Origin of the sequence: Pseudoxanthomonas sp. PXM02, assembly GCF_014851805.1 — a bacterium.
GTDB lineage: Bacteria > Pseudomonadota > Gammaproteobacteria > Xanthomonadales > Xanthomonadaceae > Pseudoxanthomonas_A.
Genome location: NZ_JACVAK010000005.1, coordinates 1 through 12,996, shown reverse-complemented (window position 1 = coordinate 12,996; position 12,996 = coordinate 1). Strand labels below are relative to the sequence as shown.

Here is a 12,996-nt window from a genome sequence, read left to right as displayed (position 1 = left end):
CGCAGGCTTACTCTTTTCCTGCCTCGGGGGACGGCAGCCCGTGCAGGTTAGCGTAGATTCGCTCGGCCAGTGCGGCATTCACGCCGTCGACGCGGGCGATCTCGTCGGCGCCGGCCGCCTTCAGGCCGGCCAGTCCCCCGAAATGCTTCAGCAGGCTCGCACGCCGTCGCGGACCGATGCCGGGGATATCCTCCAGCTTGCTGGTCATGCGCGCTTTCTGACGCTTGCCGCGGTGGCCGGTGATCGCGAACCGGTGCGCTTCGTCGCGCACCTGCTGGATCAACTGCAGCGCCGGCGACGCCGCGCCCGGACGCAGTTCGCGGCCATCCGGCAGCACCAGTGCCTCATGCCCGGCCCTCCGCTCGACGCCCTTGGCGACGCCGACCAGGGTCACGCCATCCACACCCAGATCCGCCAGCGCGGCCTGCGCCTGTGCCAGCTGGCCTGCACCGCCGTCGATCAGCAGCACATCAGGCAGGACCCCGCCCTCCTCCACCGCCCGCCGGAAGCGACGCTCGATCGCCTGGTGCATGGCGGCGAAGTCGTCGCCCGGGGTGATCCCGGTAATGTTGTAGCGACGGTATTGCGAACGCACTGCGCCGTTGGCGTCGAACACCACGCAGGACGCGACGGTCGCTTCGCCCATCGTGTGGCTGATATCGAAGCATTCGATGCGCTTGGCCACTTCGGGCAGACCGAGCAGTTCCTTCAGCGCTTCGCTGCGTGCGGTCTGCGCGTTGCGACTGCCGAGTTCGGTCACCAGCGCGATTTCGGCGTTGCGCCGGGCAAGGTCGAGATAGCCCGCACGTTCGCTGCGGACGTTCCATTTCAGCTGTACCTTGCGCCCCGCTGAAGCAGCGAGCGCATGCTCGATCAGCTCGGCCTCGGGAATCTCGCGATCCAGCACGATTTCCTGTGGCGCCGGCTGCTCGGCGTAATACTGCGACACAAAGGCGCCCAGCACTTCCTCGGCGGAATCCTCGCCATTGGTCTTCGGGAAGAAGGTGCGCGTACCCAGGTTGCGGCCATCGCGGAAGGCGAGCAGCAGCACGCAGGCCTGGCTGCCCTGCATGGCGCAGGCCAGCACGTCCAGATCGGCGGCGTGGCCGTCCACGTACTGGCGCGCCTGCAGGGTGCGGATCGACGCGACCAGATCGCGTAATCGCGCCGCCTGCTCGAATTCGAGATTCGCGCTGGCCTGCTCCATCGCGGCGCCGAGTTCGCGCGTCAGTTCATCGCTGCGGCCATCGAGGAACAACGTGGCCTGACGCACGGATTCGGTGTAGTCGGCCTCCGCCACCAGCCCGACGCACGGCCCGCTGCAGCGGCCGATCTGGTATTGCAGGCAGGGGCGCGACCGGTTGTGGAACACGCTGTCCTCGCAATTGCGGATGCGGAACAGCTTCTGCATCAGGTTCAGCGTCTCGCGCACCGCGATGACACTGGGGTACGGGCCGAAGTAGCGCCCGGGCACCGCTCGCGCGCCACGATGGAAGGCGATGCGCGGCCAGTCCTCGCGCGTGAGCAGGACATAGGGATAGCTTTTGTCGTCGCGCAGCAGCACGTTGTAGCGCGGCGTCAGCGACTTGATCAGCTGGTTTTCCAGCAGCAGGGCTTCGGCTTCGGTGCGGGTGACCGTCACGTCCATCCGCGCGACCTGCGACAGCATCGACAGGATGCGCGGGGATTTGGGGGAGTTGTTGAAGTAGCTGGTCACGCGCTTGCGCAGCGCACCCGCCTTGCCGACGTACAGCAGGGCATCGTCGGCCGCGTACATGCGGTACACGCCCGGCGCGGTGCTCAGCGCAGCCGCGAAGGCCTTGCCGTCGAATTCCGCCTGGGGACTACCGCTCATTCGTCGATCGGAACGTGGCTCAGTTCGCCGGTGGCGATATCGTAGCGCAGCACCGCGTGGGCATCGGTCTCGGCGATCCACACCGCGCCGGCGGCCACGGACAGGCCAGCGGGGCCCTGCAGGCGCCGCGGCAGCGCGACGGTAGCCAGTTCGCCGCCGCCGAGGCGCAGCGTGCGGAGCGTGCCGTTGCCGCTGTCGGCGATCCACATGACCGGCGAATCCGGACTCAGCGCCACCGCCTGCGGATGCTGCAACTGGGCGCGATCACGCGGGCCGTCGGCATCGCCGAAGCTCCACGCGCCCTGCCCGACCAGTGTCTGCACCGTATCGCCACGCAACTGTAGCGAGCGCACGGCCGAACCCACGGCATCGCACACGTACAGGGTCTGCAGCGCCGCCGTGAGGCTGGCGGGTTGCGCGAAAGCAGCCATCGGTCCACTGCCGTCGCGGACATCGAGCTGACCCGAGCCAGCGCGCGAGCGGATCTCGCGTGTGCCGAGGTCGTAGCTCCAGACCCGGTTGTCGCCCGCCATCGCCAGGAAGATCTGGTTGTTGTTGACCACCAGCGCCTGCGGCTGGTTGAGCGCCACGTCGCGCGGTGCCGTGACAACCCCTTCGCTCGGCTCGCCTGCCCGGCCGTTGCCGCACAGTGTGTCCACCGAACTGGTCGGCAGGTTGATGCGCCGCAGGGCGTGATTGCCTGTATCGGCGACGTAGAGCGATTCACGCACCAGCGCCAGGCCCTGCGGACGGCGGAAGGCGGCGTGATTCAGTTCACCGTCGGCGAAGTCCGGGGTTCCCATGCCGAACTGGCGGATCACCCGGCCGTGATGGTTGCACTCCAGCACACGGTGGTGGCCGCTGTCGGCCACGAACAGGCGGTCCGGCGTGGCGACCAGTCCGGTAGGGAAGCACAGCGGCATCCGCGGTTCGGGGTGGGCTTCACGGAAGCTGCGGAAGTCATCGTCCGGCGGCGAATGCAGGCCGTCGCAGAGACGCGCGATCTGCCGTTCCAGGTCCGCCAGCCCGTCAGCGCCCGCAGCGCGATGCTGGACGTTGCCCTCGCCATCGATCAGCAACACCGTGGGCCACGATTCCACCCCAAAGCGTTGCCAGGCCACCCAGTCGGCGTCGTGCGCTAGCGGCAGCGACAGGCCATGGCGGCGCAACCGCTTAAGCGCGGCCTGCGGGTCGCGCTCGCTGTCGAAACGCGGCACGTGGATCGCCAGCGCCTGGAGCCGACCCAGGTATCGGGCCTGCAGCACGGCCAGCTCGTTGAGTCGCTGACCGCACCAGGCGGACGCGCTGCTGACGAAGGCCAGCGCGACGATGCGGCCCCGCTGCTCGTGCAACGTGGTCGAGGGCGCGTTGAGCCATTGCAGGCCACGCGGCAGTTCAGGCGCCAAAGTCATGTCCGTCATCCTCCCTGATTATGCCGCAGTCTCACCCTGCGGCGAGCCGCGCCACGACCGCCTGTGCGGCCGAATCGACCAGTCGCCAGACCTGCTGGAAGTCCTCCGGCCCGCCGGTATAAGGGTCAGGCACCTCGCCGCCTGCCTCGACGCCGGCCCACTCCAGCAGCAGGGCAACGCGATCGCGGCGGCCCGATGGCGCGAGGCGGAGCACGTCGCGGACGTTGACTTGGTCAGCGCAGAGGATCCAGTCGAACTCTTCGAAATCCTTGACGGTCAACTGGCGTGCCCGCTGCCCAGCGATGTCGACGCCGTGCCCACGGGCGCAGGCGATGGCGCGACGGTCCGGCGGCTCGCCGGCATGCCAGCCGCCGGTTCCCGCGGAGTCCACCTCGACGCGCCCGGCCAGCGGCGACGATGCCAGGCGTGCACGCAATGCGCCCTCCGCCATCGGCGAGCGGCAGATGTTGCCCAGGCACACGACCAGTAGTTTCATGCCTGCGCCTGCAGGATCGCCTCGGCACGCGCGAGGTCCTCCGGCGTATCGACGCCTGGAGGAAACGGCTCGGGCGTCAGTGCGACGGCGATGCGATGACCCGCCTCCAGCACCCGCAGCTGCTCCAGCGACTCCACCTGCTCCAGGTAGCCCGGCGGCATGGTCGAGAAACGGCGCAGGAACCCCGCGCGGTAGGCGTAGATGCCGATATGCCGCAGCCACTGTCCGGGCGGCAGTACGTCTCGCGATTGCGCGAACGCGTCACGGGGCCAGGGGATGGGAGCACGACTGAAGTACAGCGCGTCGCCATTGACTGCGCGCACCAGCTTGACCGCATTGGGATCGAACAGCGTGGCCGCATCGTCCACCGGGACTGCCAGCGTCGCCATCTCCGCGCCGCTGGAAGCCAGCGTCTCGGCGACGGTCCGGATACCGGCCGGCGGCGCGAACGGTTCGTCCCCCTGCAAATTCACCACCAGCGCGTCGTCCGCCCAGCCCGCAATGTCGGCGCATTCGGCCAGGCGGTCACTGCCCGAGGCATGCCGCTCGGAGGTCATTGCCACCTGCACTTCCGTGCCCTGGAGAGCGTTGCGGATACGGCCGTCGTCGGTCGCCACCCAGACTTCGCGTGCGCCCGCGGCCAGTGCGCGCCGGGCGACATGCACGACCAGCGGCGTGCCGCCGAGCAATCGCAGCGGCTTGCCCGGCAGGCGGGACGCGGCATACCGGGCGGGAATGGCGACGATGAAATCGGTCATCGGAATCCGGATCCTGGTTTTTCTGAGTAAGCGTTACTTCGAGGCGACGCCGGAAGACCGCCCGAGCTTCTCCAGCAAGGCGATCCAGAATGCCTCCGGCAGTCTCGCCACGACCGGCACGCTGTAAAACCAATCGTTGGCGAAGGCGGCGCACTTTACCGCGTCCTTTTCGGTCATCAGCACCGGCAGCTCGCTGCCGAATGCGAAGTCTTCTTCGCGGTAGTCGTGATGGTCCGCGAACGCGTGCGGCACGACGCCCAGTCCGTGGTCGCGGAGCATGGTGAAGAAGCGGTTCGGATTGCCGATGCCGGCCACCGCATGCACGCGCTGGCCCACGAATGCCGACAACGGCTTCGGCCTGCCGCCGCGCAACGGCAGCGCGTCATCGGCCTGCAGGTGCATCGGCCACTCGCCGAACCCGGCAACACTCCCGGCATCCGGCAGGTTGACCACACGGAAATCGCAGTCCGCCGCGCGCGCCACCGGCTCGCGCAACGGGCCGGCCGGCATCATGCGACCGTTGCCGTATCGCCGGGCGCCGTCGATCACTTCGATGTCCACGTCGCGTTGCAGCCGGTAATGCTGCAACCCGTCGTCGCAGATGATCACATCGCAACCAGCCGCCACCAGCGCCTTCGCTGCTGCGACGCGATCCCGGTCCACGCGCACGCGGGTGCCGGTGTGGCGCGCGATGAGGACGGGTTCGTCGCCGCCATCGGTGGGCGGCGTCGCCGCGTCCACCCAGCGCGCCTGGGCATCGCCGCTGCGACCGTAACCGCGGCTGGCCACGCCGGGTTTGAAACCCGCCGCCCTCAGGCGCTCGACCAGGGCAATGGTCAGCGGGGTCTTGCCGGTGCCGCCGGCGGTGATGTTGCCTACGACGATGACCGGGACGCCGATACGGTGTCGACGCAACACGCCCGTACGGTAAAGCCGGTGACGCAGGGCGACCAGCGCGCCGTAGACGCCGGCCAACACGCGCGCCCAGAGCGGCACAGGACCATCGCCGAACCAGTACGCCGGGGGCTGGGGCATCGTGCGGCGACTCACCCCGCCTCGCCCTCGCGGAACTGCATCTGGTACAGGTGGGCGTACAGCCCACCGCGCGCCAGCAACTCGGTGTGCGTGCCCTGCTCGACCAGACGCCCCTGGTCCAGCACCAGCACCTGGTCGGCATGTTCGATGGTCGACAGCCGGTGCGCGATGACCAGCGTGGTGCGGTCCGGCATCAGCTTCTGCAATGCGTTCTGCACCAGGCGTTCGGATTCGTTGTCGAGGGCAGCGGTCGCCTCGTCGAGGATCAGGATCGGCGCGTCCTTCAGCATCGCGCGCGCGATCGCCAGGCGCTGCCGCTGGCCACCCGACAGCCGCCCGCCCTTGTTGCCGATCGGCGCCTGCATGCCGTCCGGCAGTTCGCTGACGAACTCCATCGCGTTGGCGCCGCGGACGGCTTCCTCCATGGCGACGGCTTCAGCACCCTGCAGCTCACCATAGGCGACGTTGGCGGCGACCGTGCCGTCGAACAGCATCACCTGCTGCCCTACCAGCGCCACCTGGCGCCGCAGATCGGCGAGGCGGTAGTCCTGCAGCGGCTGGCCATCCAGCAGGATTTCGCCGGACTCGTATTCGTAGAAGCGCGGGATCAGCTTGATCAGCGTCGACTTGCCACTGCCGGAACGGCCGACGATGGCGGTGACGGTGCCGGGACGCGCAGTGAAGCTGACACCTTCCAGCGCTGGACGGCTCTGGCCCGGATAGCGCGCGGTGATGTCGCGGAACTCGAGCAGCCCCTTTGCGCGATCGAGCGTGCGCATACCCGTGTCCTTTTCATCATCGGTATCGAGCACGGAGAACAGGCGCTGCGCCGAAGCCACGCCCCGCTGCAGCATGTTCTGCACGTTGGTCAACTGCTTGAGCGACGGAATGATCGCCATCATCGAGATCATCAGCGTGACGAAGCCGCCCGCGGTCAATCTCCCCGCCATGGCCTCGCGTCCCGCGAAGAACAACAGCAGCGCCAGACCGATGGCGCCCATCAGCTGCACCATCGCCGACGAGACGCTGCGCGTGGCCTCGACTTTCATCGCCAGCTTGAGGTTCGTATTGGCGAGGTGTTCGTACCGCGCCAGCTCGCTGCCCTGAGCGCCGTAGACCTTCACTTCCTGCTGGTTGGACAGGGTCTGGTCCGCGGCCTGCATCATCTCGGCGCCGCTTTCCTGGATGCGGTGGCTGATGCGCCGGTAGCGCTTGGCCACCTTGTCCATGATCCATGCCAGGGGCGGTGCCATGATCAGGATCGCCAGCGTGACCTGCCAGCTCGTCCAGAACATCACCACCAGCGCGGCGATGATCTGCAGCACCTGCTGCAGCATCACCTTCATGGCATCGACGGCGGCCTGCGCCATCTGGTCCGCGTCCGAGCCGAGGCGGACCAGCATCGCCGGCACCGGCTCGGTATCGAAACGCAGCCCCGGCAACCGCAGGTACTTGCCCAGCACGTTGACGCGGACATCGCGCGCGATGCTGCGCGCGGCCTTGCCCATGCCCATGTCGGTGACATAGCCGGCGATGCCGCGGATCACGAACAGGCCGACGATCGCCAGCGGCAACAGCAGGCTCTTGGCCTTGTCGCGGTCGATGAAGGTCTCGTTGACCACCGGCTCCATCAGCTTGCTGAAGGCACCGCCGGCGGCCGCCTCGATCAGCATGCCCAGGCCGGCGAGCAGCAGCAGTCCGCGATACGGGCGTGCAAAGCCCATCAACCGCTTGTAGACCTGCCAGGGCGACTCCATGCCGCTCACTTCTGCGCCTCCGGCGCGGTGGCGATGTTGATCTTGCGGAAGCCCAACTGGCCCAGTGCATCCAGCGCGGTCACCACGGCCTGGTGCGGCGTGCGGGCATCGGCGCGCAGCAGCACCGGCCGGCTGCGATCGCTGCCGGCCACCTGCTGCAAGGTCTGCTTGAGCGCATCGATGTCGGGACGGAGCACTTCCTGCTCATCGACGAAATAGCGCCCGTCGGCATTGACCAGCACGCTGAGCGCCTTGACCTGCGCGGCCACCGGTTCGCCCGTCGCGCTGGGCAGCTGCAGCTGTAGCATCGAGCGAGCGTCGAAGGTCGTGGTGATCACGAAGAAGATGATCAGCACCAGGATCACGTCGATCAACGGCACCAGGTTGATCTCAGGCTCTTCCTGCGATCGGTCGTCGCGGATACGCATGCGCCGGCCTCAGGCGCTCGTCGGCGCCGGCGCGACGACGCCGGAAGGACGGGCGACGGAGCGTGGTGGATGGCGGGCTTCCAGCGCGTCGACCAGCGCGGTGGCTTCCTTCTCCATTTCCATCACGTAGCCGGTGACCTTGCCGCGGAAGTAGCGGTGGAACAGCAGGGCCGGGATGGCCACGATCATGCCGGCCGCCGCGCACACCAGCGCCTTGCCGATGCCGCCGGCCAGCGCATTGACGTCGCCCACGCCGCTGTCCTGGATGCCGAGGAACATCTGGATCATGCCGACCACGGTACCCAGCAGGCCCAGCAGCGGGCCGGCCGAGGCAATGCTGCCCAGCGCATTGAGGAACTTCTCCATGCGATGGACCACATGGCGGCCGGTGTCCTCGATGCGCTCGCGGATCTGGTCACGCGGCTTGTTGCGGACATCGAGCGCCGCCGCCAGCAGTTCACCCAGGGGGGAATTGCGGCGCAGGGACTCGATATGGGCCGGCTCCAGCTGCCCCCGGCCTGCCCACGCGCGGACTTCCTCGCCCAGACCGGGTGGCAGGATCTCCTTGCGACGCAGCGACCAGAAGCGTTCCACCACGATGGCCAGGGCCAGCACGCCGAGCAGCAGCAGCGGGATCATCGGCCAACCGCCGGCCTTCACCAGTTCCAGCACGTTCAGTCCTCCGGCGCATCGGGCCGTCCTTCTTCCAGCCGATAGGATAGCCCACCGGCCTGCTGACGCCGCACGGCGTCCCACCAGCGCGCCCGGTCGTGACGCCGTTCACGCACCTGCAGGCCCTCCTCGCCCAGCCACACACGCAGCGCCCCGCCCGACTGGGTGTCCAGCACCTCGGCACCCCGCCTGCGCCAGCGCGCGACGACCTCGGCACGGGGATGGCCGAAACGGTTACCCGCGCCGCTGGCGTTCAGCACCAGCCGCGGCGAGACCGCAGTGATGAAGGCCGGGTCGGAGGAGCCTGCGCTGCCATGGTGCGGCACCACCACCACCTCCGACCGCAGCGCCGCCGCATCACGATGAACGAGCCCGCGCTCGACGATGGCGCCGATGTCCCCGGGCAACAACAACCCGCCGTGCGCCGTCTCCACCTTCAGCACGCAACTGGCTTCGTTGCCCAGATAGGGGAAGTGCAGACCGGGGTGCAGGAAACGGAAGCGCACGCCATCCCACGTCCACGAGGCGCCCGCGATACAGGCCGCATCCATATCCACGGGGCTGCCCGGCGGTGCCATTACCGTGCGCACCGGCAGGGCCTCGCGAACGGAATCTACGCCGCCCGCGTGGTCGTTGTCGCCGTGGCTGACCACCAGCGCATCCAGACGAGGCACGCCGAGTGCGCGCAGGGCCGGGACGACCGCACGTTCACCGGCATCGAATCCGTCCTCCACCGCCGGGCCTGCATCGAACAGGACCGCATGGTTCGCCGTGCGTACCAGCGCGGACAACCCCTGCCCCACGTCGATCGCCACCAGTTCCACCTCGCCCTCGCGCGGTCGCTCGCGATCAGGCCAGAGCAACGGCAGCCACAGCAGCAACGCCAGCGACTTGCCCGGGACACCACGTGGCAGCAGCAGCCAGAATCCGCCCGCCAGCGCCAGCCACAACGCCCATGCCGGACTCTCAGGCAACCACCACAAGGCATAGCGATGCTGCGCCACCTGCTCGAAGACCCGCCATGTCGGCCCGAAACAGGCCGCCGCTGCGCGCCACGCCCAGCTCCCCGCACCGGGATGCAGCGCCTCCAGGCCGGTCCCCAGCAGCGACAGCGGCACGACCACCAGGCTCCACCAGGGAATGGCTACCAGATTGGCGAGCGGACCGGCCAGCGATGCCTGTCCGAACAGGACGGCCGTGAACGGCAGCAAGCCCACCGTGGCAACGCCCTGGGCAGGCAGGAAGGCTTTCGCCCAATGGAGCGACGCCGGCATGCACCAGGCCAGCCACGCGACACCGCCGAAGCTCAACCAGAAACCGGCCGCGAGCAACGACAGGGGATCGAAAACGAGCACCGCCAGCATGGCGAGCGCGAGGGTGTCCGCGATGCGTACGTGGCGCCGCGCGAGGCGCGCCAGCACGACCACCGCGATCATCAGGACCGTGCGGACTGTCGGCAGCGCGAAGCCCGCCACGGCCGCATACGCCAGGGTCCCCAGCAGCGCGGCAGCCCCTGCTGCCTGCGGTCGCGGGATGTATCGCGCCAGCACCGGCATCAGCCACCACAGGCCGGCGGCGACCAGTGCGCACGCGCCGGCCACCATGCCGACGTGGAATCCGGAGATGGCGATGAGATGCGTCAGCCCGGCAGCACGCAGCACCTGCCAGTCATGGTCATCGAGTCCTCGCGTGTCGCCCAACGCCAGCGCCTGGACGAAGCGTGCATCACCATCCGGACTTCCTTCCGCAATCCGTTCGGACATCCGACTGCGCCAGGCATCTATTCCCTGCCCCGACGCCAGTCTGCGAGCGCCACCGGGGTCGCGGACATAGCCCATCGCGCTGATGCGCTGCGCCGCCGCGTAGCGCTCGGCGTCCACTCCGCCGGGATTGGCGAGCCCCCGCGGCGCCCGCAGGCGCACACGAAACCGCCACGCCTCTCCAGCGCCCAGTTGCAAGCGCGGCCCTGGCTGGGTCGCACCGAAATCGTCGTACCACGCCAACCGCAGCAGGCGTCCCCGTAGCGGCGCAGGCTGACCGGCGCCATCATCGATACGGAATAGGAAGCGCGTGCGTCGCGCCTGCGGCTCGGGTAGCCCGACCACCCTGCCGCTCACCGTCGTCTCGCGCCCTTCCCATGCCATCGGCAGCTGGACATACAGGCTCCACGTCGCGTGCAATCCCGCCCATGCCATTCCCGCAAGCAATGCGCCCACGCACCGCCAGCGGGAAGGCAGGCACCAGAGGGCCAGTCCGGCGCACAACAGCGCCCACAACACGACGCGCCCGGGCAACACCGGTTGCCACAGCATGCCGGTGATCCCCAGCAACAGTGCCGCCACGCAGGCCAGCCCGAACGGCGGCGCGCCTTTCCCGATCGCGTCCATGTCAGCGGTCCAGCGGACTGAGCACCGCGCCCGCCCCGCGATTCAGCACGTGCGTGTAGATCTGCGTGGTGGCGACATCCTTGTGCCCCAACAGTTCCTGCACCGTGCGGATGTCGTATCCGCTTTCGATCAGGTGGGTCGCGAAGGAATGCCGCAGCACGTGCGCGGTGACCGACTTGGTGATTCCCGCTCCGCCCTGTGCCCGCTTGAGCGCGCGTGACAGCATCGCTTCGTCGAGATGGTGTCGCCGCCATCGTCCGTCACGCGGATCGCGACTGATCGTCCGGGCGGGAAACACATACTGCCAGCCCAGGTCCCGCGCGGCACTCGGATACTTGCGCGACAGCGCGTGAGGCAGCCACACCTCCCCCATGCCTCGCGCCAGGTCGTCCCTATGCAGCACATGGACGCGCTCCACCTCGGCCTGCAGCGCAGGGACCAGCGACCCCGGCAGCACCGTGCGCCGGTCCTTGCCGCCCTTCCCCTCACGCACCGTGATCTCGTTGCGCGCGAAGTCGACGTCCTTCACGCGCAACCGGACGCCCTCCATCAACCGCATGCCGGTGCCGTAGAGCAGGCGCGCCAGCAGCGCCAAGCGTCCGTCCATGTGCGCCAGCAACGCTCTTGCTTCTGTCTGCGACAGCACCGTCGGCACGCGCTGCGGCCGCTTGGCGCGGACCACGTCGTCCATCCACGGCAGCTTCATGCCCAGCACTTCGCGATACAGGAACAGCACTGCCGACAAGGCCTGGTTCTGCGTGCTTGCCGCCACCTTGCCTTCGACCGCCAACCGCGTCAGGAACGTCTCGACCTGCGCCACTCCCAACTCACGCGGATGCCGCTTGCCATTGGCGATAATGAACCGCCGTATCCACCCCACGTACGCCCGTTCAGTGCGAATGCTGTAGTGACCCACCCGCAACTTGCGGACAACGTCTTCCATCAAGCCACCACGTCGTACACCGACCTCGCCCGCAGATACCGCCCCGTCCTTGCCCTGATAATCCATAACCACCGCATTCCATGCGAATAACGCGGTCAACCTCGCACAGGGCAAACGCCACAACCATCAGACAAGTCACTGATCCCGCATGGGAAAACCCCGATTGACGCCCGCACGCCCTACCTGAATACTCGGCGTTATCACCCCAGAGTGGGGTCTACTAGGCGTTAGGCGCGCTATGGCAGTACTCGACATGTTGATAGCCACAGCAGTCTCAGACACGGACTTGCTTCGCAAGTTGGACGCACAAGGAGATCGCTTCAGCACTCCCCGCGACGTCGAGTTCTTGCTCAAAGCCCCCTCCGCGGACAAAGCAACGGTCGTCGCAGATTTCATCAACGATCACCAGTATGGCGTCGCCACAGCGCAAGGCCTGGAGGACTCGCCGAGTGTCCTTGTTGTCGTCAACATGCCAATTGAGCAGCATGCCATTCAATCCGTCTCCGGCTTCATGGCCTGCGTTTGTGAGTTGTTCGGACTCGATTACGATGGGTGGGGGTGCGCCGTCCAGGCGGCGCGCACCTAACAATTCATTCAAGCCGAACCCGCCTCGCGGGTCGGCTTAATTCAGGCGTTAGGTTGCATGGGAGCAATGCATTGACTGAAAAAGAGTTCTCGCCCACCAATTCACTGGAGCATGCGCTACTTGATGCGCAACAGGGCACTGGCTCGCCAGCAGCCTTTTTCGACCAACTACTCACTTCTCAAGTATTCGTCCTTCTAGACAAGGATATCGGCCCCGAAGGTCGCTGGGACCCGTCGATTAACATGTGCGTGCTGACAAATGCCGCAGGGGGGCCTTTCGTTGCAGCGTTCACCGCGCCAGAGCGGTCGACTCCTTGGCATGAGCACCTGCCTCAGTTTGGGTACGGCCTGCTCGTAAGCTTCACTTGGCTACTCCAGGGCTTAGGATCGGAAGTTGGCGTTGTCATTAATCCAGGGGGTTCGGTCGGCGTAGAACTGGCACCGGAAGCTATCGGCCGTCTCAAGCAGCAGGTTGCAGGCAACTCGGCTGCAACCTAACAATTCATTCAAGCCGAACCCGCTTCGCGGGTCGGCTTAATTCAGGCGTTAGGTGCCGCTTGTGAGGAATCGGCTATTCGTTCCAATAGCTATTGTTCTTCCGACTCTCCTTGTCGGCTGCCCGAGCGCGGACTACCCCACCTGTTCAAGCGCCCCTGTTACTCATCCCG

11 protein-coding genes and 1 pseudogene are annotated in these 12,996 nt (G+C 67.4%); 2 read left to right on the top strand and 10 right to left on the bottom strand.

The features are described 5' to 3' along the window. Positions 1–7: 7 nt before the first annotated feature. The 10 genes and pseudogenes from uvrC to IB225_RS18355 all read right to left on the bottom strand — a co-directional run bounded on the left by uvrC (position 8) and on the right by IB225_RS18355 (position 11,743). Positions 8–1,855, bottom strand: coding sequence for an excinuclease ABC subunit UvrC (gene uvrC, locus IB225_RS18400; protein WP_192313758.1), 1,848 nt, complete (start codon positions 1,853–1,855; stop codon positions 8–10). Beyond that, positions 1,852–3,267: a redoxin domain-containing protein gene (locus tag IB225_RS18395; RefSeq protein ID WP_192313754.1), complete on the bottom strand. Its 1,416-nt coding sequence runs from the start codon at positions 3,265–3,267 to the stop codon at positions 1,852–1,854. Before IB225_RS18395 ends, uvrC begins: the two co-directional genes overlap by 4 nt. 31 nt (positions 3,268–3,298) lie before the next feature. Then, on the bottom strand, positions 3,299–3,763 hold the full coding sequence (locus tag IB225_RS18390) for a low molecular weight protein-tyrosine-phosphatase (protein WP_192313751.1): 465 nt from the start codon (positions 3,761–3,763) through the stop codon (positions 3,299–3,301). Beyond that, entirely contained in the window at positions 3,760–4,521 is a 762-nt protein-coding gene (kdsB, locus tag IB225_RS18385) for a 3-deoxy-manno-octulosonate cytidylyltransferase (protein ID WP_192313748.1), read from the bottom strand. Before kdsB ends, IB225_RS18390 begins: the two co-directional genes overlap by 4 nt. A 33-nt stretch (positions 4,522–4,554) precedes the next feature. Further along, complete coding sequence (lpxK, locus tag IB225_RS18380) at positions 4,555–5,571, bottom strand: tetraacyldisaccharide 4'-kinase (protein ID WP_192313745.1); 1,017 nt, start codon at positions 5,569–5,571, stop codon at positions 4,555–4,557. Continuing rightward, positions 5,568–7,313 carry a lipid A export permease/ATP-binding protein MsbA gene (gene msbA, locus IB225_RS18375; RefSeq protein ID WP_225584076.1) on the bottom strand — a complete coding sequence of 582 codons (1,746 nt, stop codon included), beginning with the start codon at positions 7,311–7,313 and terminating at the stop codon, positions 5,568–5,570. Before msbA ends, lpxK begins: the two co-directional genes overlap by 4 nt. Positions 7,314–7,318: 5 nt before the next feature. Continuing rightward, positions 7,319–7,741, bottom strand: a complete 423-nt coding sequence (locus IB225_RS18370; protein WP_192313742.1) for a biopolymer transporter ExbD — start codon at positions 7,739–7,741, stop codon at positions 7,319–7,321. 9 nt (positions 7,742–7,750) lie between these two features. Continuing rightward, positions 7,751–8,413, bottom strand: a complete 663-nt coding sequence (locus tag IB225_RS18365) for a MotA/TolQ/ExbB proton channel family protein (RefSeq protein WP_192313739.1) — start codon at positions 8,411–8,413, stop codon at positions 7,751–7,753. Continuing rightward, a pseudogene (locus IB225_RS18360) lies at positions 8,379–10,800 on the bottom strand (DNA internalization-related competence protein ComEC/Rec2); the annotation flags it as partial. The pseudogene IB225_RS18360 and the gene IB225_RS18365, both read right to left, overlap by 35 nt. A gap of 1 nt (position 10,801) precedes the next feature. Next, positions 10,802–11,743: an integron integrase gene (locus IB225_RS18355; protein WP_225584073.1), complete on the bottom strand. Its 942-nt coding sequence runs from the start codon at positions 11,741–11,743 to the stop codon at positions 10,802–10,804. Positions 11,744–11,981: 238 nt separating this feature from the next. On the opposite strand from IB225_RS18355, the gene IB225_RS18350 reads away from it, so the two are divergent. Both IB225_RS18350 and IB225_RS18345 read left to right on the top strand, forming a co-directional pair. Beyond that, on the top strand, positions 11,982–12,329 hold the full coding sequence (locus IB225_RS18350) for a ribonuclease E inhibitor RraB (protein ID WP_192313730.1): 348 nt from the start codon (positions 11,982–11,984) through the stop codon (positions 12,327–12,329). A 71-nt stretch (positions 12,330–12,400) separates the two neighbouring features. After that, entirely contained in the window at positions 12,401–12,826 is a 426-nt protein-coding gene (locus IB225_RS18345; protein WP_192313710.1) for an SseB family protein, read from the top strand. The last annotated feature ends 170 nt before the right edge of the window (positions 12,827–12,996 follow it).